Source organism: Streptomyces sp. NPDC013455 (genome assembly GCF_040632975.1).
Classification (GTDB): Bacteria; Actinomycetota; Actinomycetes; order Streptomycetales; family Streptomycetaceae; genus Streptomyces.
The window spans coordinates 118347-141039 of record NZ_JBEYCX010000016.1 but is presented as its reverse complement, the minus strand read 5'-3'; the positions used below and the strand labels follow the sequence as shown (position 1 = coordinate 141039).

Sequence of the window (22693 nt, the reverse complement as noted above, 5' to 3'; positions counted from 1 at the left end):
ATGCGAAGCAGCGGCAGCGGCAAGAGCGGCGGGCGCGGTAACTACCGCGGTGCCGGCAACGACAGGGACCAGAAGCAGGGGCAGGGTCGTCCCCGCAAGCCCCGCCCCGAGGAGCGCCGCTACGACGTGGGCCCCGGGGCCACCAAGGACGGCCCCAAGGCCGGACGCGGCGGGGCGGCCCGCGGCGGCGCCAAGGGCGGCCCGAAGCGGCCCCAGCAGGACGGCCGTACGGCCCCGGCGCGCTCACGCGAGTACGAGACGCGGGTCGAGGAGCGCAACCGGGAGCGGTACGCGGGCAAGAAGGACGTCAAGCTGCCCAAGACCTTCCCGGGCGCCGAGCAGGAGGGCGAGCGGCTCCAGAAGGTGCTCGCGCGCGCGGGCTACGGCTCCCGGCGGGCCTGCGAGGAGCTGATCGAGCAGGCCAGGGTCGAGGTGAACGGCGAGATCGTCCTGGAGCAGGGCCGCCGGGTCGACCCGGAGAAGGACGAGGTCAAGGTCGACGGTCTGACCGTCGCGACCCAGTCGTACCAGTTCTTCTCGCTGAACAAGCCCGCCGGTGTCGTCTCCACCATGGAGGACCCGGAGGGCCGGCAGTGCCTCGGTGACTACGTCACCAACCGCGAGACCCGGCTCTTCCACGTCGGCCGGCTGGACACCGAGACCGAGGGTGTCATCCTGCTCACCAACCACGGCGAGCTGGCGCACCGCCTCACGCACCCGAAGTACGGCGTGAAGAAGACCTATCTCGCCGCCATCGTCGGCCCGATCCCGCGCGACCTCGGCAAGCGCCTGAAGGACGGCATCCAGCTGGAGGACGGCTACGCGCGCGCGGACCACTTCCGGGTGGTGGAGCAGACCGGCAAGAACTACCTGGTCGAGGTGACCCTGCACGAGGGCCGCAAGCACATCGTGCGCCGCATGCTGGCGGAGGCGGGCTTCCCCGTCGAGAAGCTGGTGCGCACCTCCTTCGGCCCGATCACTCTCGGCGACCAGAAGTCCGGCTGGCTGCGCCGGCTGTCGAACACCGAGGTGGGCATGCTGATGAAGGAAGTCGACCTCTAGAGCGCGGCTTGCGCCTGATCACCGTCCCCCTTTATTGTCACGGTGACGATAAAGGGGGACGATCCGTATGCCGAAGCAGCCGGCGACCGGCGCGCTCATGGGCCTGGCCCTCGGGGACGCGCTCGGCTACCCGACCGAGTTCAAGACCGTGCCGCTGATCCACACGATGTTCGGGCCCTGGCGGGAGATGCGGCTGCCCGAGCGCGCCCGCGTCTCCGACGACACCCAGATGACCCTCGCCCTCGGGCGGGCCCTGCGAACCGCCATGGAGCGCGGCGGCCTCACGCCGGCCCGGCTGGAGCCGCCGCTGCGCGCGGAGTTCGTGGACTGGTACCGCTCGCCGGAGAACAACCGGGCCCCGGGCGCCACCTGCCTGACCGCGTGCGAGCTGCTGCGGGACGCCGGGCGCGCCTGGCAGGACGCGAGCCAGGTCGGCTCCAAGGGCTGCGGGGCCAACATGCGGGTCGCCCCCATCGGTCTCGCGCCGGGACTGAACGACGAACAGCGCGCCGGCGCCGCACAGTTGCAGTCCGCGCTCACCCACGGCCACCCCACCGCGCTGGCCGCCTCCGACCTCACCGCCCGCGCCGTCCACCTGCTCGCCCAGGGCACCGAACCGGCCGCACTCCTCGGACGGCTGCGCTCGTACGCGCTGGACAACCGCACCCGCTACGACCACACCTGGCTCGGCGACCTGTGGACCCGCTCCCAGGACCCGGACCCCGAGCACTTCATCGCGCGCGGCTGGGACGAGTGCCTGGCGGTCCTCGACCGGGTCGAGGAGGCCGCACGGACCGTCTCCCCGGAGGCCGACCCGTGCCTGGCCACCGGAGAGGGCTGGATCGCCGAGGAGGCCCTCGCCACCGCACTGCTGTGCTTCCTGCTCTTCCCCGGGGAGCCGGTCACCGCACTGCGCCGGGCCGCCTGCACCGCCGGCGACTCCGACTCCATCGCCTGCCTCACCGGCGCCTTCGCGGGCGCCTGGCTCGGCGCGGACGCCTGGCCCGCCGACTGGACCGAGCGGATCGAGTACCGGGAGGACCTGTCGGCCCTCGGCTCGCTCTGGGACGCTTAGCCCATGATCGACGACCTCGACATAGACCTCGCCCCGGTGGTCGCGGAACAGCCCGACCCGCTGCTGTTCGCCACCGTCTCCGGAGCCCACCTGTACGGCTTCCCCTCGCAGGACTCCGACGTCGACCTGCGCGGCGTCCACCTGCTCCCCGCCGCCGACCTCGTCGGACTGCGCGAGCCGGAGGAGACCCGCTCGCGGACCTGGGTCCGGTACGGCGTCGAGCTGGACCTGGTCACCCACGACCTGCGCAAGTTCGTACGGCTGATGCTCCGCCGCAACGGCTACGTGCTGGAGCAGCTGCTCTCGCCCCTGGTGGTGCACACCTCCGACGCCCACCGGGAGCTGGCCGCCCTGGCCCCCGGCGTCCTCACCAGCCACCACGCCCACCACTACCGCGGATTCGCGGTGACCCAGTGGCGGCTGTTCGAGAAGACCGGCGAGCTCAAGCCGCTGCTCTACACCTTCCGGGCGCTGCTCACCGGGATCCACCTCATGCGCAGCGGCGAGGTGCAGCCCCACCTGCCCACGCTGCTCGACCAGGTCGACGCGCCCGGCTACCTGCCCGAGCTGATCGCCGCCAAGCGGGAGCGGGAGCACGGCACGGCCGACGTCGACGACACGCGCGTGGAGGCCGACGTGGAGCGGCTGCACACCGCGCTCGACGCGGCGCAGGCCGGCTCAGTGCTGCCCGAGGCCGCCGGGGCCCACGACGCCCTGCACGACCTGGTGGTCCGGCTCCGCCTCGAAGGCTGAGGCCCGGCGCACCCGGTGCAGGAACGCGGCCACGCGCGCGTGGTCCGGCTCCGGCGGCAGCGGGCTGCCCCCGAGGGCCTCCTCGGCCTCGGCCGCCAGCCGGACCATCCGCGCCTCGACCTCCGCCCACGGCACCTCGCCCCGCTTGACCGCCAACAGGGGCTCGCGCTGCGCGCCGACGTCGATCCGCAGCTCGCCGGTGCGCAGCAGGTCCCGGGCGCTGGTGAGCAGACGCAGCAGGTGCATGGCGTGCTTCCAGCGCGGGGCGCCCGTCGCGCGGACGTCGGCGTCGAGCTTCCTGCGCTGCCCGAGGGCGTAACGGGTGAAGGTGCCGTACGCCTGCCGGGACAGGAAGGCGTCGCGCAGGGCGAGCAGCTCGCGGCCGGTGTCGTCCACGTGCTCCACCAACGGGGAGTGCAGGCACTCCAGGACGTTCGGGTTGCCGCGCAGGGCCAGCTCGCAGAACCGCTCCAGCTCCCAGGAGAACCGCTCCTCGCCCGGCCCCTCCACGTGCGTGGGCGGCTTCTCGAACCGCCAGAACAGCGGGGTGGGGGCGAGGAACACCCCGCGCCGGTCGGTGTCGCTGCCGGCCGTGGCCAGGCCGAAGGCCCGGGAACCCATGACACAGGCGTAGATCGTGTGGTCGCGTACGAGGTCCTGCGGCTGCATCCCCGGAGCGTACGCGAGCCCCTCAGGCGAGGCGGATCGAATCCCCCTCCACCGTGATCGGCCTCTCGGCCAGCGGCCTGGTCGCGGGACCGCGGGCCACCGAACCGTCGGCGATGCGGAAGCCGCTGCCGTGGCACGCGCAGAGGATGGTGCCGTCCGCCACCTCGCTCACCGCGCAGCCCTGGTGCGGGCAGATCGACGAGAACGCCCTGAAGTCGCCCTTCGCCGGCTGGACGACCACGACCTGCTGCTCGTCGAAGACCGTGCCGCCGCCCTCCGGGATGTCGCTCGTGCGCGCCAGCGCCCCGCCGGGCGCCGCCTTCCCGGCGGAGGACGCCGGCGCGGCCGTGGCCGTGGCACCGCCGTCCTTCTCGCCGCCGCACCCCACGCACCCCAGGGCGAGCGCACCGGCGCTCGTGGCGAGAACCGCGCGCCGCGTCGCGGGCTGGGTCATGTCACGCCTCCGTACAGACGTCGAAATCGGTGGAAACCGGAACGGTCGCATCGTCTCAGCGGGCGAGCGGCGTGCGCCGGTCCCGCGCGGGCTGACTACGCTGGACGGACCAACAACGGAACACGCATGTCAGCGAGGAGCAGCGTCGTGGCGGTACGAGCGGTCCGGGGGGCCGTCCAGCTGGAACGGGACGAGGCCGGTCACATGGGCGAGCGGGTCGGGGCCCTGCTCACCGCCCTGCTGGAGCGCAACGGCCTGACCGCCGACGACCTGATCAGCATCTGGTTCACGGCCACCCCGGACCTGCACAGCGACTTCCCGGCCGTCGCGGCGCGCGCCCTGGGCCTCGTGGACGTCCCGCTGATCTGCGCCCAGGAACTGGACATCGAGGGCGCCATGCCCCGGGTCGTGCGGATCCTCGCGCACATCGAGTCGGACAAGCCCCGCGCCGACATCCACCACGTCTACCTCGGCGCCGCCGCGGCCCTGCGCAAGGACATCGCCCAGTGAGAACCGCACTCGTCATCGGAACGGGCCTGATCGGCACCTCCGCCGCCCTGGCCCTGGCCCAGCGCGGGGTCACCGTCCACCTCGCCGACCACGACCCCGGGCAGGCCCGCACCGCCGCCGCGCTCGGCGCCGGCACCGACGAGGCCCCCGAGGGCCCGGTCGACCTGGCGATCGTGGCCGCCCCGCCCGCCCACGTGGCCCGGGTGCTCGCCGACGCCATGCGCCGCGGCGCGGCCCGCGGCTACCTGGACGTCGCCAGCGTCAAGGGCGGCCCGCGCCGCGAGCTGGAGGCGTTCGGCCTCGACCTCACCGCGTACATCGGCACCCACCCCATGTCGGGCCGGGAGAAGTCCGGCCCGCTGGCCGCGACCGGCGACCTCTTCGAGGGCCGCCCCTGGGTGCTCACCCCGACCCGGGACACCGACACCGAGGTGCTGAACCTCGCCCTGGAACTGGTCTCGCACTGCCGGGCCGTCCCGGTGGTCATGGACGCCGACGCCCACGACCGCGCCGTCGCCCTCGTCTCCCACATGCCCCACCTGGTGTCCAGCCTGGTCGCCGCCCGCCTGGAGCACGCCGAGGAGGCCGCCGTACGGCTGTGCGGCCAGGGCATCCGCGACGTGACCCGGATCGCCGCCTCCGACCCGCGCATGTGGATCGACATCCTGTCCGCCAACCCCGGCCCGGTCGCCGACCTGCTCTCCGACGTCGCCGCCGACCTCGACGAGACGGTCCGGGCACTGCGCGCCCTCCAGTCCGGCGACGAGGCCGAGCGGAGCGAGGGCACCGCCGGCGTCGAGGACGTGCTGCGCCGCGGGAACGCGGGCCAGGTGCGGGTACCCGGCAAGCACGGCACCGCCCCGCGCGTGTACGAGACCGTCATCGTCCTCATCGACGACCAGCCCGGGCAGCTGGCCCGCATCTTCGCGGACGCGGACCGGGCCGGGGTCAACATCGAGGACGTCCGGATCGAGCACGCGACGGGCCGGCAGGCCGGCCTGGTGCAGCTCTCGGTCGAACCGAAGGCGGCGGCCGGTCTGCGGGGAGCGCTGCGCGAGCGAGGGTGGGCCCTGCGGCAGTAGAGCCCGGCGGCGGGTCCCCGTGCGTCCGGACGAGTGACCCGTACCCAGTAACCTTGTGCGGGGCGCTCTCGCTCCCCGCACCCCGCCCGCACCGCACCAGGAAGGTGTCCCCCCGTGGAAAACGGCGCCGCCCCGACCCCCAAGCCCGTGATCGTCGCGATCGACGGTCCCTCCGGCACGGGCAAGTCGAGCACGTCGAAGGCCGTGGCCGCGCAGCTCGGCCTGAGCTACCTGGACACCGGTGCCCAGTACCGGGCCATCACCTGGTGGATGGTGAGCAACGGCATCGACCTGGAGGACCCGACCGCGATCGCCGCCGTCGCCGGCAAGCCGGAGATCGTCTCCGGCACCGACCCGGCGAACCCGACCATCACGGTCGACGGCGTCGACGTGGCCGGCCCGATCCGCACCCAGGAGGTCACCTCCAAGGTGAGCGCGGTCAGCGCGGTGCCCGAGGTGCGCTCGCGGATCACCGAGCTCCAGCGCTCGCTGGCCGCCGGCGCCGAGCACGGCATCGTGGTGGAGGGCCGGGACATCGGGACGACCGTCCTGCCCGACGCCGACCTGAAGATCTTCCTCACCGCCTCCCCGGAGGCCCGCGCGGCCCGCCGCAGCGGCGAGCTGAAGGGCGCCGACGTCCACGCCACCCGCGAGGCCCTGATCAAGCGGGACGCGGCCGACTCCAGCCGCAAGACCTCGCCGCTCGCCAAGGCCGGCGACGCGGTCGAGGTGGACACCACCGAGCTCACCCTCGCCCAGGTCATCGAGTGCGTCGTCACCCTGGTCGAGGAGAAGCGGGCCGGGAAGTGAACCTCCCGTCCGAGCGGGGCGCCGAGGTGGGCCGGCGCATCGGCGTCGGCCTGATGTACGGCCTGTGGCGGCCGCGCGTGCTCGGCGCCTGGAAGGTGCCGGCCACCGGCCCGGTGATCTTCGCGGTGAACCACGCGCACAACATCGACGGCCCGATGGTGATGGGCGTGGCGCCCCGGCCCACCCACTTCCTGATCAAGAAGGAAGCCTTCATCGGCCCGCTGGACCCCTTCCTGACCGGCATCGGCCAGCTGAAGGTGGACCGTGCGTCCGCCGACCGCACCGCGATCACCCAGGCCCTCGGCGTGCTGGCGGCCGGGGGAGTGCTCGGCATCTTCCCGGAGGGCACCCGGGGCGAGGGCGACTTCGCCGCGCTGCGCGCCGGGCTCGCCTACTTCGCGGTCCGCAGCGGAGCGCCGGTCGTCCCGGTGGCCGTCCTGGGAAGCTCCGAGCGGCCCGGACGGTTGATACCGGCGCTGCCCCCGCTGCGCTCCCGCGTCGACGTCGTCTTCGGCGACCCGTTCGAGGCGGGTGACGGCACCGGGCGGCGCACGCGCGCCGCGCTGGACGAGGCGACCGAACGCATCCGCAAGCAGCTCACCGGCCACCTGGAAAACGCCAGGCGCCTGACCGGGCGCTAGGCGACACTTGAGTAGTGGATCAGCCCACCGGGGTCACTCCACCGATCACCACGAATGAACGACGAGGTACGGACTTCATGAACGACCAGAACCAGCCCGGCGACTCGGCTGAGCACGAGTACGACCACGGGGCTCTCGGCGACGCCGAGTACGCGGAGTTCATGGAGCTCGCCGCGGAAGAGGGCTTCGACATCGAGGACGTCGAGGGCGCCATCGAGGCGGCGGGCCACGGCCCGCTGCCCGTGCTCGCCGTCGTCGGCCGCCCGAACGTCGGCAAGTCGACCCTGGTGAACCGGATGATCGGCCGCCGTGAGGCGGTCGTGGAGGACCGGCCGGGCGTCACCCGCGACCGCGTCACCTACGAGGCCGAGTGGGCCGGCCGCCGCTTCAAGGTCGTCGACACCGGCGGCTGGGAGCAGGACGTCCTCGGCATCGACGCCTCCGTGGCCGCGCAGGCCGAGTACGCGATCGAGGCGGCCGACGCGGTCGTCTTCGTCGTCGACGCCAAGGTCGGCGCGACCGACACCGACGAGGCGGTCGTACGGCTGCTGCGCAAGGCCGGCAAGCCGGTCGTGCTCTGCGCCAACAAGGTCGACGGCCCGAGCGGCGAGGCCGACGCGGCCTACCTGTGGAACCTGGGCCTCGGCGAGCCCCACCCGGTCTCCGCCCTGCACGGCCGCGGCACCGGCGACATGCTCGACGCCGTCCTGGAGGTCCTGCCGGACGCGCCCGAGCAGTCCTTCGGCACCGGCGTCGGCGGCCCGCGCCGCATCGCCCTGATCGGCCGCCCGAACGTCGGCAAGTCCTCGCTGCTGAACAAGGTCGCCGGCGAGGAGCGGGTCGTCGTCAACGAGCTGGCGGGCACCACCCGCGACCCGGTGGACGAGATCATCGAACTCGGCGGCAAGACCTGGAAGTTCGTGGACACCGCGGGCATCCGCAAGCGTGTCCACCTCCAGCAGGGCGCCGACTACTACGCCTCCCTGCGCACGGCCGCCGCCGTGGAGAAGGCCGAGGTCGCGGTCGTCCTGATCGACGCTTCCGAGAACATCTCCGTGCAGGACCAGCGCATCGTCACCATGGCCGTCGAGGCGGGCCGCGCGATGGTCGTCGCCTTCAACAAGTGGGACACCCTCGACGAGGAGCGCCGCTACTACCTGGAGCGCGAGATCGAGACCGAGCTGGCCCAGGTCGCCTGGGCGCCCCGGGTGAACGTCTCGGCGCGCACCGGCCGCCACATGGAGAAGCTGGTCCCGGCGATCGAGACCGCGCTCGCCGGCTGGGAGACCCGCGTGCCCACCGGCCGCCTCAACGCCTTCCTCGGCGAGCTGGTCTCGGCCCACCCGCACCCCGTCCGGGGCGGCAAGCAGCCGCGCATCCTGTTCGGCACCCAGGCGGGCACCAAGCCGCCGCGGTTCGTGCTCTTCGCCTCCGGCTTCATCGAGGCCGGCTACCGGCGCTTCATCGAGCGCCGCCTGCGCGAGGAGTTCGGCTTCGACGGCACCCCGATCCACATCTCGGTGCGGGTCCGCGAGAAGCGCGGCGCGAAGAAGAAGTGACACCGCCACGACACCCGAAGGCGGCCCCCGGCTCTCCGGGGGCCGCCTTCGGCGTTCGTGCGTCCGTCACGCGCCCCGGCGCGGCCCCGGGGGCAGCGCGGCGGCCGGGACGTACTGCACGCCGCTGTCCTGATGCCGTCCGAGCGTGCCCACCCGCTGCCACTGCGACTGCTGCCGGGCGCTGTAGGCCCCCGCGCTGTAGGCGCTGTAGGAGCTGCTGAACGACCCTGCCCGGTGGCCGCCGTACGTGCCCGTGCCGTCGGGGAAGTCGCCGAACGCGCTGAATCCCAGCTCCTCCTCGCCACTGCGGTCGCCCGGCAGCGTGCGGAAGGTCTTGACCCACTCCGCGTAGAGCGTGTCGTAGATGGGCGTGGCCGACGGCCCGCCGGACGGCTCGTGCGCCGCCCGCGCGGACGGGACGGAGGAGAAGGACGACCGGCGGGGAGAAGTGTCGTATGCGTGCACGTATGTCCAAACGACCGGAACCCCGAAGAGATGCGGCCGGAGTCGTCAGCCCGGGCTCACGTGCCGGCGAGGGGCAGCGCGGCGGCGACCAGCTGGCCGTTGGCCGCGGCCTTGTCCAGCGCGTCCCGCAGCAGGTCCTCCCGGGGCTGGCGCCCGATCGACCCCACCGGCGCCGCGAACATGAGCACCTGCTGGTGCTTGTTGGCGGCGGCCCGCCAGCTGTCGGTCACCTGGAGCGGCTGGTGCGCCTGCCACCAGGCCACCGGCTGGCCCCCGGCCGCCGACGGCTGGAGCACCGCGTGCAGCTGGCCCACGGCCAGCAGGACCGACCAGCCGTGCAGGACCGGCGGGACCGACGCCAGCTCGGTCACCGGCATGAAGCCCTGCTCGATGAGGAGCGGGAGGAAGTCGTCACCGGTCCCGGTGGTGCCCGGGCGGACGATCGCCGAGGTCGGTTCCACGACGAGCGCGGGGTGCAACTCGCCGTCGATCAGGACGAGTCCGCTGGTCACACCGAGCACCGCCTGCTCGGGCACGCTCTTCTGGGGCTCACCGGCCGCGGCCAGGTCACCGCCGGCGGCGCCGATGGACCGGACGGCGCCCTGCAGCTGCTCCTCGGTGACCTGGACGACCTGCGAGGGCAGGCAGCTGGCGTGGGCGAAGGCGAGGACGGCGGTCTCGTCGCCGACGAACAGAACGGTGCTGGTGCGCTCCTGCTCGGAGTCGCCCGGGGTGCGGCAGGACGTGCAGTCGTAACTGCCCGGGGCGTTCTCTCCGGCGAGCAGCCGGTCGGCTTCTTCGTCGCCGATCTCGGCGCGTACGGCGTCGCTGACGTCGAGCATGCGCGGCACGGGTGGCTCCCTCGGGATGCGGTGCTGGGGGTCGGCCGGGTGGCTCCCGGCCGATGAGCCCCGGGGTTCCGGGCTCATGAAGAAGACAACGGGCGTCCTGTGGTGGGGGTCACGCCCCGAGGCGGACCGGTTCGCACCTTCCGCCGCACAGGGTGACCTGGGGTGCGGAATCGGACACTCACCGTCAACTGCGGGAAAGGTCAGGGCACTTGAATGGGTGAGGTGGGTCACACGGCACGGCGATGGGTGGTCGAAAAATCGGGAAATCGGGCTATGTAGTGGGTGTCCGAAAATCGCCGATACCTGCGGTAACGGGCAACTGGCCTGGACGGACGGCCGGTTGGTTGATTCCCGCCGCACGCCCTCCTTACATTCCTCCGCCGTGTGCAACGAGCACCGCTCGGGTACGTCCGCCGGCCGGCACCAGGCAGAGCACGATCGCCGCCACCGGTCACGGCGGACGGGGCGGACGCGAACGACCGCGCCACGCGGTCCGGACGCGTTCCGCCTTGGGGGAGCCCGGGTTCGTGGAGAGGGAACCACATGTCCGAGTGTGCCGATACCACCCGCAACACCGACCGTCCCGACAGCACCCGCCCCGACGGGGCCCGCAGGGCCCGTACGGCGGCCGCGCTCGCCGGAGCCGCCCTGCTGGCCCCGCTGGGACTGCTGGCCGCGACCGGCGACGCCGCCGCGGCGGACAACGGGGTGTGGGACCGCATCGCCCAGTGCGAGAGCGGCGGCAACTGGCACATCAACACCGGCAACGGCTACTACGGCGGACTCCAGTTCTCCGCCTCGACCTGGCGCGCGTACGGCGGCACCGCCTACGCCCCGACGGCCGACCAGGCCTCCAGGAGTGCGCAGATCGCCGTCGCGACCAAGGTCCAGCAGTCCCAGGGCTGGGGCGCCTGGCCGGTCTGCTCGGCCCGGGCCGGAGCCTCGGGCGCCGCCCCCGCGGCGGCCCGCACCGGCTCCTCCGGCACGGCGGCGACGCAGGACGGCGCGACGACGAGGTCGGCCCCGGCCGAGTCCGCCCCGGCCCAGGCCCCGGACCGCCCGGCCGCCACCACCCACCGCGGCGGGTCCCACGGGACCTACACCGTCCGCGAGGGTGACACCCTGAGCAGCATCGCCGCCCGGCACGGCACCACCTGGCAGCGGATCCACGCCGCCAACAAGGCCGTCATCGGCGACGACCCCGACCTGATCGTGCCCGGCCAGCGCCTCGCGCTCTGACCACCGGTCACCCCGGCCGACGGCCGCCGCCCCGAGGAGGACGGCGGCTGTCCGCGTCCCCTGCCGGACCCGGACCCGCGCCGGGGTCCCCGACAACGCCCGCCGCGCCCGGTCAGGAGGACCGGTCACCGGCCTGATGCCGTTTCGGCTCGGGCTGCGGCGTCTGGGCCGCGTACTGCGGGTGGTGCAGGTCGAAGGCCGGGGACTCCGAACGGATCCGGGGCAGGGTGACGAAGTTGTGCCGGGGCGGCGGGCAGGACGTCGCCCACTCCAGGGAGCGGCCGTAGCCCCACGGGTCGTCGGTCCCGACCTTCTCGCCGTACCGGGCGGTCCGCCAGACGTTGAGGAGGAACGGCAGTGTCGACAGGCCGAGCAGGAAGGAGCCGATCGTGGAGACCGTGTTCAGCGCGGTGAAGCCGTCGGCCGCCAGGTAGTCGGCGTACCGGCGGGGCATGCCCTCGGCGCCCAGCCAGTGCTGCACCAGGAAGGTGGTGTGGAAGCCCGTGAACAGGGTCCAGAACTGGATCTTCCCGAGCCGCTCGTCCAGCATCCGGCCGGTGAACTTCGGCCACCAGAAGAAGAAGCCGGCGAAGACCGCGAAGACGACCGTGCCGAAGACCACGTAGTGGAAGTGCGCGACGACGAAGTAGGAGTCCGTGACGTGGAAGTCCATCGGCGGTGACGCCAGGATCACCCCGGTCAGGCCGCCGAAGAGGAACGTCACCAGGAAGCCCAGCGCCCACAGCATCGGCGTCTCGAACGACAGCGAGCCCTTGATCATCGTGCCGGTCCAGTTGAAGAACTTCACGCCCGTCGGCACCGCGATCAGGAACGACATGAAGGAGAAGAACGGCAGCAGCACCGCCCCGGTGGCGAACATGTGGTGCGCCCACACCACCATCGACAGCCCGGTGATCGCCATCGTCGCGCCGACCAGCGTCAGATAGCCGAAGATCGGCTTGCGGCTGAACACCGGGATGATCTCCGTGATGATCCCGAAGAACGGCAGCGCGATGATGTAGACCTCGGGGTGTCCGAAGAACCAGAACAGGTGCTGCCACAGCAGCGCCCCGCCGTTCGCCGCCTGGAACACCTGCGAGCCGAACCGCCGGTCCGACTCCAGCACCAGCAGCGCCGCCGCCAGCACCGGGAAGGCCATCAGGATCAGGATCGACGTGAACAGCGTGTTCCAGGTGAAGATCGGCATCCGGAACATCGTCATGCCCGGTGCGCGCATCCCGATGATGGTGGCGATGAAGTTGACCGCGCCGAGGATCGTCCCGAAGCCGGACAGTGCCAGGCCCATGATCCACAGGTCCGAGCCGATGCCGGGGGAGTGCGCGAGGTCGTTGAGCGGCGCGTAGGCGAACCAGCCGAAGGCGGCCGGCCCGGTGGGCACCAGCAGCGATCCCAGCACGATCAGCCCGCCGAAGGTGAACAGCCAGTACGAGAGCATGTTCAGCCGGGGGAAGGCGACGTCCGGCGAGCCGATCTGCAAGGGCATCAGTTCGTTGGCGAAGCCCGCGAAGCTCGGGGTCGCGAACAGCAGCAGCATGATCGTGCCGTGCAGCGTGAACAGCTGGTTGTACTGGTTGTTGTCCAGGAGCTGGAGGCCCGGCCGGGCGAGCTCCGCGCGCATCAGCAGTGCCATGACCCCGCTGGCCAGGAAGAACCCGAACGCCGTGATCAGGTACAGGTGACCGATCTTCTTGTGGTCGGTGGTGGTGAGCCAGTCCACGACCAGCCGGCCGCCGCGCGGCCTGTCGCGCACCGGCCCTGCCGTCGCCCCTGCGGTCTCGGTCCCCATCGCTCGCTCGCCCCTTCGCGTCCCTCGCGCCCGGGCCCCGCGACCCGCGGCACGCGTACCCGCGAGCCGTCGTCACGATGCTCGCCGGGGGGCGTGTGCTCCGTCAGGGGGCGTCCGGCGGTTGTGTGCTGAAAACGTGAAATTCCCATGCGGTGTCAGCTGCCGTGGCACCGCACCGGATTGCGCGGGGAATCGCGCCCCGGGCCCGCCCCGATCCCCACTGCGGCACTTTCCGCCGGGGAATTGGAAGCGGCCCTCCGACACGCGTGAATTCTGTTCGATTACCCCGGTGGGCGGAACGGAAACGCCCGTACGTGTGACGGCCCGTCGCCGCGGCGGACGATGCCGGCGGGGCGAAACGGGACCGGGGGAGCTGTGACAGAAGTGTGACGGGAGACGGATACGGCTCTTACCGTCCTGTGCCCGGCTTCCGTCACCGCCGGTTGCGGCCTAGCGTGATCGCATGGCACAGATTCCCACTCCGCCGGCGGAGCCCCAGGACAGTCCGGACGGGTACGTCGGCCTCGACGCCGGGGACGCCGAGCGGCTCGCCCGGCAGCGCGGCTGGTCGACCGTGCGGTCGTTGCCGCCCGGCACGGTCATCACCATGGAGTACCGCGCCGGACGGCTGAACTTCGAGGTGCGCGGCGGCCGGGTGGCCCGCGCCTGGAAGGGCTGACCACCGCCAGCCGCCAGCCGCCAGCCGCCAGCCGCCCGCCCGCGTCCGCGTATGGGGAAGGCCCCGCTCCCTCGTCGGGAGCGGGGCCTTCCTCGGGCGCGGGGGTCGGTCGTGCGTACCGGGGTCCCGCCCTCTCCCCGCCGTCAGCCGCCGGTCAGGGGGCGGGCCGGCTGGGAGGCGCCGCGCGGGAGGCGGTCGGCGTGCGGCGGCCGGCGGCTGCCCACGGGAGTGACCGGGGTGCGCTCCGAACGGGCCGTGTGCGGTCCCGGCGCCAGGTGCGCCGGACCCCGGGAGGCCCGGGTCGAGGAGACCGGCTCGCGGGCCGGCGCCGGCGGCTCCGCCGCGATGCCGCGGGAGGCGAGCACCACCGGCGTGACCGGGACGGCGGCCGGCTCGGGCGCGGGCAGGCCGCGGCGGGAGCGCCAGCGGTCGCGCAGGTCGAACAGCGCCAGCTCGGTCCTGGCGATCAGCGGTTCGAACCAGGGCAGGGCGAGCAGGATCAGCAGTCCCGCGGCCCAGCCCAGCAGCACGTCGCTCAGCCAGTGCGTACCGAGGTAGACGGTGGTGAGGCCGACGCCCAGGGAGGTGACCGCGGAGAGCGCCGACAGCCAGCGGCGCGCTCTCGGGGTGGAGGCCAGGTACGCCAGGATGCCCCAGGTCACCACCGCGTTGGCGGTGTGGCCGCTGGGAAATATATCGCCGCCCAGGCCCATCTCGTTGGAGCCGATGACGGTCGCGTAGTGCGGACCGAGCCGCCCCATGCCGATCTTGGCGGCGCCGACCGTGATGTTCAGCAGGAGCAGCGAGGTGGCCAGGGTGAGCAGCGGGCGGACGGTGTGCTGCCGCCAGGAGCGCCAGCCGAGCCAGGCCGCGACCATCACGGCGGTCGGACCGCGCTGGCCGAGCACCACGTAGTAGTCGAGGAACGCGTGGATCCGCGGCCACTGCTGGTACGGCCGGAAGAACATGACCTGCCAGTCCAGCCGGACGAGCCAGGAGGTGGTCACCACGGCCCACACGATCGCCAGGTAGAAAGCCAGGGTCGCCGAGAACAGGACGACCCGGTGCCGGCTCATCCTCGGCACATCGATGTGGGCCGGTCGTTCCGGCTCACGGTCCAGTCTGGCGAACACCCGGTCCAGACGCCGGGTGAGGTTTCGTTCGGTACGCACCCAATCGACGTTACAGCGAGTGAGCTCTGTTCCCGGTCGAAACAGGGGCTTTGTGATGACGATGTGATGTGGGAAACCTCTCAAGGGCGCCCAGAATTCCCGGGATTCCGCAATCGGGGGAGGCCGTTCAGGTCAATTCCTTTGATCATGCCGGGTGTTGTTTATATGGCGCTTATGAATGCGTTAACCCGGTCCTGGTGCGGAATTCTCCCGGGTGTCACCGGGCGAGAAGTCGATCATGGCGGACCGGAACCGTTCAGCCAGAAGGCCCCATAGACCGCCGCCACCACCGCCAGGCCCGCCGTGACCAGGGCCGATCGGGAGGGGCGCGGCCGGGCCAGGGCGACGGCGAGCGGCAGCAGCACCGGGAAGGCCGGCATCAGCAGCCGGGGCTTGGAGCCGAAGTAGCTCGACGCGCACAGGGCCAGCGCCAGGACGACCCCTGTGTACACGAGGAGTTCGACCGGCTGCCGCCCGCGGACCCCGGTGACGTACAGCCAGATGAGCAGCGCGACGGCGGCGACCAGGCCGAGACCGGCGAGGGCGGACGGGAATGACGTGAACTTGTCGGCCACGAAGCGGGCGAAGGCGTAACCGCCGTCGAACCCGTTGCGCCAGCCGGCCTGCACGTCCAGGTAGCCGAGCGGGCCCCCGCCGGTGTGCCGCCCGACCCACAGGACGTACCCGGCGGCGCCGAGCGGGGCGAGCAGCATGCCGAGCGCGCGGCGCCAGGCGGGGGCGCGTGGGGCGGAGGAGGGCGCGCGGTCAGGGGTGGCTCCGCCGGGAGCGGGCGCGGGGGCGTGGGAGTCGATGTGCGCGCCCGGCGTGTGCCTCGCGCCGCGCTCTCGCCCGAACGAGATCACGCCCGCCACCCACACCGCCGCGACCACCGCCGCCCCCACCGGCCGGGTCAGCCCGGCCAGCGCGGCCAGGACGCCGGCGCTCAGCCACCGCCCGGTCATCACCGCGTAGAGCGACCAGGCCGCCAGCGCCGTGAACAGTGACTCGCTGTACGCCATCGACTGCACGATCCCGACCGGCAGCACCGCCCACAGCAGTACGGCGGTGAGTCCCACCCGGGGCCCGTACACCCGGTCGGCCACCGCGAAGATCCCGGCTGCCGCGGCGAGCGAGGCCAGCAGGCTCACCACGAAGCCGGCGTCCGCGTACGACAGCGGGGTGACCGCGTGCAGCAGCCGCTCCAGCCAGGGCAGCAGGGGGAAGAACGCCAGGTTGGAGTGGACGTCCCCGTTCGGCAGCCGCACCTCGTAGCCGTAGCCCAGCTCGGCGACCCGCGTGTACCACAGCGAGTCCCAGCGCGCGGTCAGCAAGGTGTACGCGCTGGTGCCGCGGGCGGTGCTCCACACCGCCAGGACGGCCAGGCCCAGAGCGCGCACCGCGGCGTAGCCCAGGACGGCCGGCACCGCCCGCCGCAGCAGGGGGGTGTCCGGCGCGGTCACGCGCGTGTCGAGTTCGGTCACGGGCTCGATTATCGAGGGCCCGCCGAACGGGACCGCCGGCCGGGGCCTGGTCAAGAGGGGGCGACGTGGCGTACGCCACACGGGTTCCCTCGTGCGTGTGAGAGGTCCGCCACGTGACCGTGCGGTGAACTCGCGTACGCTGACGAGTCACCCGAGTGGGTTCGCGCGGGCCGGAGACACCGCTCCTCTCCGGCCGTACGACAGGGAGTCCCCGCCCCGTCGGTCCGCCCCACGCGAGGGATCATCTGGGAGGTACGTACATGTCCGGGACGACCACGGCTGCCGTACGGCCGCGCCGTCGGGAGCCCGGGGCGGGTGCCCACCGCTGGGTCGTCCTCGTCGTGCTCTGCGTCAGCCTGCTGCTCGTCGCGGTCGATGCGACCGTGCTGCACGTGGCCGTTCCCGCGGTCACCGAGGACCTCAAGCCCGGCGCCATAGAACTGCTCTGGATCGTCGACGTCTATCCGCTGGTCTGCGCCTCGCTGCTGATCCTCTTCGGCACGCTCGGCGACCGGGTCGGCCGCAGACGCGTCCTGCTGCTCGGCTACGGCCTGTTCGGGGTCGCCTCCGCCGTGGCCGCCTTCGCGCAGACCGCCGAGACGCTCATCCTCGCCCGCGCGCTGCTCGGCGTCGGCGGCGCGATGATCATGCCCGCCACCCTGTCCATCCTGCGCCAGGTCTTCCCCGACCGGCGCGAGCGCGCCCTCGCCATCGGCGTCTGGAGCGCGGTGGCCGCGGTCGGCGCCGCGGTCGGCCCGCTGCTCGGCGGCTTCCTGCTGGAGCACTTCTGGTGGGGCGCGGTCTTCCTGGTCAACATCCCCCTGATGCTGGTCAGCCTCCCGGTGGGCAGGGCCCTGCTGCCCGAGTCCCGGGGCGCGGGCCAGGGACCCTGGGACGTGGCCGGTGCGCTGATGGCGGCGGCCGGGCTCTTCGGTGCCGTCCTCGGTGTGAAGCGGCTCGGCGGCGGCGAGGCGGCCGCGAGCCCCTTCACCCTGCTGCCCCTGCTGGGCGGCGCCGCTCTCCTCTTCTTCTTCGTACGGCGCCAGCGGCGGCTGCCGCACCCCCTGGTGGATCTCGGGATGTTCCGCCGGCCGGCGTTCAGCACCTCGGTGGGCTGCATCGTGCTGGCGATGCTGGCGCTGGTCGGCCTGGAGCTGATCGCCGCCCAGTACCTCCAGCTGGTGCTCGGCCTGTCCCCGCTGGAGACCGGCCTCAGACTGCTGCCGCTGACCGTCGCGGCGATGGCGGCCGGCCTCGCGGGCGCGCGGATGCTGCGCCGCTTCGGGCCGCGCCGGATGGTGAGCCTCGGCTTCTGCCTGACGGCGGCCGCGGTGCTGACCCTGACGGCGATGGGCGGCAGCGACAACACGACGCTGCTGCTGGCCGGCTTCGTCCTGCTGGGCTTCGGTCTGGAGACCACGCTCTTCGGCGCCTACGAGTCGATGCTCAGCGAGGCGCCGGCCGACCAGGCCGGCGGCGCGGCGGCGATCGGCGAGACGTCGTACCAGCTGGGGGCCGGTATCGGCATCGCGCTGCTGGGCAGCGTGATGAACGCGGCCTACGCGCCGGGGCTGCGCTCGGTGCCCGGCGTTCCGCGGCAGGCGTCGGACGCGGCGGGCCACTCGCTCGGCGAGGCCTACGAGGTCGCCGGCCGGCTCGGCGGGTCCGCCGGGACGGCGCTGCGCCGGGCGGCGCGGGACTCCTTCGTGCACGGCCTGCACGTGACCCTGCTGGTGAGCGCGGGGCTGCTGCTGCTCGGCGCGGTGATGGCGCTGCGCCTGCCGCGGATCATGCAGTGCGGCGCGGAACCGGCCGGGGCCGAGGTGGAGCTGCCGGCACCGCGGGAGGCGGAGCCCGCCCCCGGCAAGCCGCGGGTCACCGCCTGACCTCCTCTGGACGTGCGGGACACTGCCCCGTAACGTCGGCCGGAGAGCCGTAACTAGCGCTGCTAGTTTTGCTGAGTCCCGGAGGGTGTTCCATGTCCGCGTCCGCGAAGCTGCCCCCGTTCGATGCCGCCGACCCGCTCGGGATCGACGACCTGCTGGAGCCGGAGGACCTGGCCGTCCGGGACACCGTCCGCAGCTGGGCGGCCGACCGCGTCCTGCCGTACGTCGCCGACTGGTACGAGAAGGGCGAGCTGCCCGGCATCCGGGACCTGGCCCGTGAACTCGGCTCCATCGGCGCCCTCGGCATGTCCCTCACCGGCTACGGCTGCGCGGGCGCGACCGCCGTGCAGTACGGACTGGCCTGCCTGGAACTGGAGGCGGCCGACTCGGGCATCCGCTCGCTGGTCTCCGTGCAGGGCTCCCTCGCGATGTACGCCCTGCACCGGTTCGGCAGCGAGGAGCAGAAGCGGGAGTGGCTGCCGCGGATGGCCGCCGGCGAGGTGATCGGCTGCTTCGGGCTGACCGAGCCCGACCACGGCTCCGACCCCGCCTCGATGCGCACCCACGCCAAGCGGGACGGCGACGACTGGGTGCTCAACGGCCGCAAGATGTGGATCACGAACGGCTCGGTCGCCGGGGTGGCCGTCGTCTGGGCGCAGACCGAGGAGGGCATCCGCGGCTTCGTGGTGCCGGCCGGCAGCCCCGGTTTCTCGGCACCGGAGATCAAGCACAAGTGGTCCCTGCGCGCCTCCGTCACCAGCGAGCTCGTCCTCGACGACGTGCGGCTGCCCGCCACCGCCGTACTGCCCGGGGTCACCGGACTGCGCGGACCGCTCAGCTGTCTGTCGCACGCCCGCTACGGCATCGTCTGGGGTTCCATGGGCGCCGCGCGCAGCAGCTTCGAGGCGGCCGTCGACTACGCGAAGTCGCGCGAGCAGTTCGGGCGGCCCATCGGTGGCTTCCAGCTCACCCAGGCCAAGCTCGCCGACATGGCGGTGGAGCTGCACAAGGGGATCCTGCTCGCCCACCATCTGGGGCGGCGGATGGACGCCGGCCGCCTGCGTCCCGAGCAGGTCAGCTTCGGCAAGCTCAACAACGTCCGCGAGGCCATCGAGATCTGCCGTACGGCGCGGACGATCCTCGGTGCCAACGGGATCTCCCTGGAGTACCCGGTGATGCGGCACGCGACCAACCTGGAATCGGTGCTCACCTACGAGGGCACCGTCGAGATGCACCAGCTCGTGCTGGGCAAGGCGCTCACCGGGCTCGACGCCTTCCGGTGAGCCCCGTCGGGGCAGGGCCGGGTGAGCGGCCCTGCCTCAGCTCTGGTTGAAGAAGCCGTCCGAGCGGTGCGCGGACGCCTCACCGCTGATGATCTCCGTGTCGGCGGGGGTCAGCAGGAACACGCGGTTGGACACCCGGTCGATCGAGCCGCGCAGACCGAAGATGAGCCCCGCCGCGAAGTCCACGACCCGCTTGGCGTCGCCGGGCTCCATGTTGGTGAGGTTCATGATGACCGGGACGCCGTCCCGGAACAGCTCGCCGATGGCGCGGGCGTCCCGGAAGCTGTCCGGGGTGACCGTGCCGATCCGGCGGCCCTTCTCCTCGGCCGTGTCCGTGGCCACCTTCACCCGCGGGTCGGTGACCCAGGCGTCCCCGGACTCGGTGCCCTCGGAGTAGTCGTCGTCGTAGTAGCGCTCGTCATCGTTGTCGTCGACGAGGCCGAGCCACGCACTCGCCTTGCGTACCGATCCCATGGACGCCTCCTCTCACAGCGGTCTTTCTTGCTTTCCGCATCCCTATGGTCATCCATGATGCGGACGCCTCGCCAAGTGGATAGACGCCGCGCGGGGGGTTTGTGACGGTACTGGTGCACAGCGGATCCGTCGAGAGTCCTTGTGCCCCAAGGGCGCCGACTCATACGGCTGCTGACTGAGAGTGAAATATGATTGTTCGCGGCGGACGGGTGATGCGCGGTGCGTACGGGTGAACGTCCACGCCGTATCAACGTCGTATCACAGTACGGGGGATGTCGTGTTCGGAATCGTCAGGCCCTGCTCGCACCGGCTCGGGGAGGGCCTCAAGGCCGAGTGGATGGCGCACTTGTGCGGGCTCTGCCTCGCCCTGCGCCGCGACCACGGCCAGTTCGCGCGGATCGTGACGAACTACGACGGGCTTCTCATATCGGTTCTGACAGAGGCTCAGACCGGGGCGGTGAGCGGCGCCCGGCGCACGGCCGGGCCGTGCGCGCTGCGCGGCATGCGGACCGCCTCCGTCGCCCAGGGGGAGGGGGCGCGGCTCGCCGCCGCCGTCTCGCTGGTGCTCGCCTCCGCCAAGGTGCGCGACCACGTCGCCGACCGCGACGGAGCGCTGGCCCGCAGGCCGCTCGCCGCCGCCGCGCGCCGGGTCGCGGCGAGCTGGGGCCGGGCCGGGGAGCACGGCGGCGCGGCGGTCGGTTTCGACACCGGCGTCCTGGTCGACGCCGTCGACCGGCAGCTCGGCCTGGAGTCCCTGGCCGGGCCCGGCACCCCGGTCCTGACGGTCACCGAGCCGACCGAGACCGCGACCGCGGCGGCCTTCGCGCACACCGCGGTGCTGGCCGGGCGGCCGGGCAACGCCGAGCCGCTGGCGGAGGCCGGGCGGCTGTTCGGACGGCTCGCGCACCTGCTGGACGCCGTGGAGGACCGGGGGTCTGACGCCCTGTCGGGTGCCTGGAACCCGCTCACCGCCACCGGCACGTCCCTCGCCGAGGCCCGCCGGCTCGCCGACGACGCCCTGCACGGCATCCGGCTCGCCCTGCGGGAGGCCGAGTTCACCGACGGCAGGCTCGTCCACCTCCTCCTCGTCCACGAGCTGCGGCGCTCGGTGGACCGGGCGTTCGGCACAGCACCGGTGTGCGCGGCACACCGGCCGGGACCCTCGCCGGAAGGCCACGGCGCCGGAACGCCGCAGGGGCCGTACGGCGGGAACCCGTACGGCGGGAATCCCTACGGCGGGAACCCGTGCGGCGGGAATCCCTACGGCGGGAACCCGTACGGCGGGAACCCGTATGGCTCCGGTGCCCCTCATTCCGGCGGCCACCCCCAGGCCGGAGGCGCCTACCCCGCGGGCGGTCATCCGTATACGGGCGGTCATCCCCACGGGGGTGGCGGTCACTACGGCGGGAACGACGGCTTCGGCGGGGGCGGCGGCTTCGGCGGCGGTGGCTTCGGCGGGGACGGCGGCGGTTTCGGGGGTGGTCCCGGGTCCGGGCCCGCCAAGGGCCGGCGCGGTTTCTGGGCGGGCTGCGGGATGTTCCTCACCCTGTTCTGCACGTGCAGAATGTGCTGCGCCGAGGAATACGAGGGCCCGTGGTCCCGGAAGAAGCGCAGTGGCTGCTGCCAGTGGTGCGACTGTTCCTGCCCCGGCGGCTGTGACTGCTGCTGCCCGTGCGACGGCTGTTGAGAAACCCCCTAGTTCTTCAGTTCCGGCGGGCTGATCCGCGAGGTGCTGATCGCCGAGCCCGACGTTCCCCACTTCTTGAGAATCCGGTCGTAGGTGCCGTCGGAAAGCAGCTTGTTCACCGCCGCCTGGAAGGCGGGCGCCAGTTTCGTGCCCTTCTTGAAGGCGAAGCCGACGTCCAGGCGGTGGAATTCGTTGAGGAACTTCAGGCCCTGCTGGTGCGCGACGGCGTAGCGCAGGCCGTTGATCGTGGACATCACGATGTCGCTGCGGCCCTGCTGGAGCGAGGACCAGATCGCGCTCGACTCGGAGTACGTCTGGACCTGGTACGCCTTCTTCCCGGCGTCGGCGCACACGTGCTTGTTCGCCTCCAGCGTGGCCTCGAAGGTCGTGCCGGCGGCGGTCGCGACGTCGAAGCCGCACAGCTGCCTCAGGTCGGTGATCTTCGACAGCTCGCTGTCCGCACGGGTGGCGAAGCCCTGGCCGTCGTTGATGTAGGTGACGAAGTCGATGGTCTCGCGGCGCTCGTCCGTGACGCCGAAGTTGCTCGCGCCGAAGTCGTACTTGCCGCTGTCCAGGGCCGGCAGGATCGCCTCGAAGCTCGCCTGCTCCACCTTCAGCCTGATGCCGAGCACCCGGGCGACCGCCTTGGTGAAATCGACGTCCTGGCCGGTCAGCGTCGTGCCGTCGTCGAGGTAGGTGGTGCCGGGCGGGGTGCCGCCGACGCTGACCGCGACGGTCAGGCTCGTGGTGCCGGCGGGCAGCAGCCTCGCGACGGCGTCGTCCTTCCGCACGGCCGAGACCACGTCCGTGGTGGGCACCTCACCGGACCTGGCCGCCACCCGGGAGGCGTCCGTGCCGACCGCGCCACCGTCCCCGGAGCCGCAGGCGGTGAGCAGCAGTGCGGCCGAGCTGATGGCAATAAAGGGAATGAAATGGCGAAAAAAGGGTGTACGCATCGGACGGCGGTCTCCTGAGACGGAAGGGTGTGCGAGAACGCGAGGGGAGGGGCGCGTGTGAAGGCCGAGAGAACAAGAGAACGCGAGGACGCCCGCCC

Annotated in this window: 22 protein-coding genes; 13 read left to right on the top strand and 9 right to left on the bottom strand. The window is 72.5% G+C overall.

Going from position 1 to position 22693, the window contains the following annotated elements; genetic code table 11:
* The 3 genes from ABZ576_RS24625 (at position 1) to ABZ576_RS24615 (ending at position 2890) form a co-directional block, all read left to right on the top strand.
* The gene (locus ABZ576_RS24625; RefSeq protein WP_360744700.1) at positions 1-1062 is read left to right on the top strand and encodes a pseudouridine synthase; all 1062 of its coding nucleotides are present in this window, start codon (positions 1-3) and stop codon (positions 1060-1062) included.
* Between the two features lie 67 nt (positions 1063-1129).
* Positions 1130-2137, top strand: a complete 1008-nt coding sequence (locus tag ABZ576_RS24620; RefSeq protein ID WP_360744697.1) for an ADP-ribosylglycohydrolase family protein — start codon at positions 1130-1132, stop codon at positions 2135-2137.
* A gap of 3 nt (positions 2138-2140) precedes the next feature.
* Complete coding sequence (locus ABZ576_RS24615; protein ID WP_360744694.1) at positions 2141-2890, top strand: nucleotidyltransferase domain-containing protein; 750 nt, start codon at positions 2141-2143, stop codon at positions 2888-2890.
* Here the strand turns inward: ABZ576_RS24615 and ABZ576_RS24610 are convergent.
* Both ABZ576_RS24610 and ABZ576_RS24605 read right to left on the bottom strand, forming a co-directional pair.
* Positions 2816-3559 (bottom strand): nucleotidyltransferase domain-containing protein, encoded by a 744-nt coding sequence (locus tag ABZ576_RS24610; RefSeq protein ID WP_360744691.1) that lies wholly within the window; start codon positions 3557-3559, stop codon positions 2816-2818. The genes ABZ576_RS24615 and ABZ576_RS24610 overlap by 75 nt on opposite strands.
* Before the next feature lie 22 nt (positions 3560-3581).
* Complete coding sequence (locus tag ABZ576_RS24605) at positions 3582-4013, bottom strand: Rieske (2Fe-2S) protein (RefSeq protein WP_360744688.1); 432 nt, start codon at positions 4011-4013, stop codon at positions 3582-3584.
* A 147-nt stretch (positions 4014-4160) separates the two neighbouring features.
* On the opposite strand from ABZ576_RS24605, the gene aroH reads away from it, so the two are divergent.
* From aroH to der, 5 genes are all read left to right on the top strand, one after another.
* Positions 4161-4523 carry a chorismate mutase gene (gene aroH, locus ABZ576_RS24600; protein WP_360744685.1) on the top strand — a complete coding sequence of 121 codons (363 nt, stop codon included), beginning with the start codon at positions 4161-4163 and terminating at the stop codon, positions 4521-4523.
* On the top strand, positions 4520-5605 hold the full coding sequence (locus tag ABZ576_RS24595; RefSeq protein ID WP_360744682.1) for a prephenate dehydrogenase: 1086 nt from the start codon (positions 4520-4522) through the stop codon (positions 5603-5605). Before aroH ends, ABZ576_RS24595 begins: the two co-directional genes overlap by 4 nt.
* 114 nt (positions 5606-5719) lie before the next feature.
* Positions 5720-6415 carry a (d)CMP kinase gene (gene cmk, locus ABZ576_RS24590; protein ID WP_360744679.1) on the top strand — a complete coding sequence of 232 codons (696 nt, stop codon included), beginning with the start codon at positions 5720-5722 and terminating at the stop codon, positions 6413-6415.
* A gap of 53 nt (positions 6416-6468) precedes the next feature.
* A complete protein-coding gene (locus ABZ576_RS24585; RefSeq protein ID WP_360744778.1) occupies positions 6469-7056 on the top strand; it encodes a lysophospholipid acyltransferase family protein in 588 nt (195 codons plus the stop codon).
* A gap of 77 nt (positions 7057-7133) precedes the next feature.
* The gene (gene der, locus ABZ576_RS24580) at positions 7134-8615 is read left to right on the top strand and encodes a ribosome biogenesis GTPase Der (protein ID WP_360744676.1); all 1482 of its coding nucleotides are present in this window, start codon (positions 7134-7136) and stop codon (positions 8613-8615) included.
* Between the two features lie 66 nt (positions 8616-8681).
* On the opposite strand, the gene ABZ576_RS24575 is transcribed toward der, so the two are convergent.
* Positions 8682-9080 (bottom strand): hypothetical protein, encoded by a 399-nt coding sequence (locus tag ABZ576_RS24575; protein ID WP_360744673.1) that lies wholly within the window; start codon positions 9078-9080, stop codon positions 8682-8684.
* Between the two features lie 56 nt (positions 9081-9136).
* Positions 9137-9931, bottom strand: coding sequence for a hypothetical protein (locus ABZ576_RS24570; RefSeq protein ID WP_360744670.1), 795 nt, complete (start codon positions 9929-9931; stop codon positions 9137-9139).
* A gap of 543 nt (positions 9932-10474) precedes the next feature.
* Here ABZ576_RS24570 and ABZ576_RS24565 point away from each other — a divergent pair.
* The gene (locus tag ABZ576_RS24565) at positions 10475-11170 is read left to right on the top strand and encodes a transglycosylase family protein (protein ID WP_360744667.1); all 696 of its coding nucleotides are present in this window, start codon (positions 10475-10477) and stop codon (positions 11168-11170) included.
* Between the two features lie 112 nt (positions 11171-11282).
* On the opposite strand, the gene ctaD is transcribed toward ABZ576_RS24565, so the two are convergent.
* Positions 11283-12977, bottom strand: a complete 1695-nt coding sequence (ctaD, locus tag ABZ576_RS24560) for a cytochrome c oxidase subunit I (protein WP_360744664.1) — start codon at positions 12975-12977, stop codon at positions 11283-11285.
* Positions 12978-13440: 463 nt separating this feature from the next.
* On the opposite strand from ctaD, the gene ABZ576_RS24555 reads away from it, so the two are divergent.
* Positions 13441-13656 carry an I78 family peptidase inhibitor gene (locus tag ABZ576_RS24555; RefSeq protein ID WP_360744662.1) on the top strand — a complete coding sequence of 72 codons (216 nt, stop codon included), beginning with the start codon at positions 13441-13443 and terminating at the stop codon, positions 13654-13656.
* Between the two features lie 143 nt (positions 13657-13799).
* Here ABZ576_RS24555 and ABZ576_RS24550 read toward each other — a convergent pair whose 3' ends face one another.
* Both ABZ576_RS24550 and ABZ576_RS24545 read right to left on the bottom strand, forming a co-directional pair.
* Positions 13800-14828 carry a phosphatase PAP2 family protein gene (locus ABZ576_RS24550; RefSeq protein WP_360744659.1) on the bottom strand — a complete coding sequence of 343 codons (1029 nt, stop codon included), beginning with the start codon at positions 14826-14828 and terminating at the stop codon, positions 13800-13802.
* A gap of 236 nt (positions 14829-15064) precedes the next feature.
* Positions 15065-16309, bottom strand: a complete 1245-nt coding sequence (locus ABZ576_RS24545; protein ID WP_360744656.1) for a glycosyltransferase family 39 protein — start codon at positions 16307-16309, stop codon at positions 15065-15067.
* Between the two features lie 260 nt (positions 16310-16569).
* Here ABZ576_RS24545 and ABZ576_RS24540 point away from each other — a divergent pair, with 260 nt between their 5' ends.
* Positions 16570-18195 (top strand): MFS transporter, encoded by a 1626-nt coding sequence (locus ABZ576_RS24540; RefSeq protein ID WP_360744654.1) that lies wholly within the window; start codon positions 16570-16572, stop codon positions 18193-18195.
* A gap of 92 nt (positions 18196-18287) precedes the next feature.
* On the top strand, positions 18288-19478 hold the full coding sequence (locus ABZ576_RS24535) for an acyl-CoA dehydrogenase family protein (RefSeq protein WP_360744651.1): 1191 nt from the start codon (positions 18288-18290) through the stop codon (positions 19476-19478).
* A gap of 36 nt (positions 19479-19514) precedes the next feature.
* Here ABZ576_RS24535 and ABZ576_RS24530 read toward each other — a convergent pair whose 3' ends face one another.
* Positions 19515-19952, bottom strand: a complete 438-nt coding sequence (locus ABZ576_RS24530; RefSeq protein WP_059248508.1) for a cell division protein SepF — start codon at positions 19950-19952, stop codon at positions 19515-19517.
* Positions 19953-20229: 277 nt separating this feature from the next.
* Here ABZ576_RS24530 and ABZ576_RS24525 point away from each other — a divergent pair, with 277 nt between their 5' ends.
* Positions 20230-21639, top strand: a complete 1410-nt coding sequence (locus ABZ576_RS24525; RefSeq protein WP_360744648.1) for a DUF5685 family protein — start codon at positions 20230-20232, stop codon at positions 21637-21639.
* An 8-nt stretch (positions 21640-21647) separates the two neighbouring features.
* On the opposite strand, the gene ABZ576_RS24520 is transcribed toward ABZ576_RS24525, so the two are convergent.
* Positions 21648-22595: an ABC transporter substrate-binding protein gene (locus tag ABZ576_RS24520; RefSeq protein WP_360744645.1), complete on the bottom strand. Its 948-nt coding sequence runs from the start codon at positions 22593-22595 to the stop codon at positions 21648-21650.
* Between the last annotated feature and the right edge of the window lie 98 nt (positions 22596-22693).

Excerpts from the sequence above, each read along its gene's own strand:
- der (WP_360744676.1), top strand. The coding sequence starts at position 7,134 with ATGAACGACCAGAACCAGCCCGGCGACTCGGCTGAGCACGAGTACGAC.
- ABZ576_RS24610 (WP_360744691.1), bottom strand. The coding sequence starts at position 3,559 with ATGCAGCCGCAGGACCTCGTACGCGACCACACGATCTACGCCTGTGTC.
- ABZ576_RS24620 (WP_360744697.1), top strand. The coding sequence starts at position 1,130 with ATGCCGAAGCAGCCGGCGACCGGCGCGCTCATGGGCCTGGCCCTCGGG.
- ABZ576_RS24585 (WP_360744778.1), top strand. The coding sequence starts at position 6,469 with ATGTACGGCCTGTGGCGGCCGCGCGTGCTCGGCGCCTGGAAGGTGCCG.
- ABZ576_RS24605 (WP_360744688.1), bottom strand. The coding sequence starts at position 4,013 with ATGACCCAGCCCGCGACGCGGCGCGCGGTTCTCGCCACGAGCGCCGGT.
- ABZ576_RS24540 (WP_360744654.1), top strand. The coding sequence starts at position 16,570 with ATGTCCGGGACGACCACGGCTGCCGTACGGCCGCGCCGTCGGGAGCCC.
- ABZ576_RS24615 (WP_360744694.1), top strand. The coding sequence starts at position 2,141 with ATGATCGACGACCTCGACATAGACCTCGCCCCGGTGGTCGCGGAACAG.
- ABZ576_RS24625 (WP_360744700.1), top strand. The coding sequence starts at position 1 with ATGCGAAGCAGCGGCAGCGGCAAGAGCGGCGGGCGCGGTAACTACCGC.
- ABZ576_RS24535 (WP_360744651.1), top strand. The coding sequence starts at position 18,288 with ATGTCCGCGTCCGCGAAGCTGCCCCCGTTCGATGCCGCCGACCCGCTC.
- ABZ576_RS24555 (WP_360744662.1), top strand. The coding sequence starts at position 13,441 with ATGGCACAGATTCCCACTCCGCCGGCGGAGCCCCAGGACAGTCCGGAC.
- ABZ576_RS24565 (WP_360744667.1), top strand. The coding sequence starts at position 10,475 with ATGTCCGAGTGTGCCGATACCACCCGCAACACCGACCGTCCCGACAGC.
- ABZ576_RS24520 (WP_360744645.1), bottom strand. The coding sequence starts at position 22,595 with ATGCGTACACCCTTTTTTCGCCATTTCATTCCCTTTATTGCCATCAGC.
- ctaD (WP_360744664.1), bottom strand. The coding sequence starts at position 12,977 with ATGGGGACCGAGACCGCAGGGGCGACGGCAGGGCCGGTGCGCGACAGG.
- ABZ576_RS24530 (WP_059248508.1), bottom strand. The coding sequence starts at position 19,952 with ATGGGATCGGTACGCAAGGCGAGTGCGTGGCTCGGCCTCGTCGACGAC.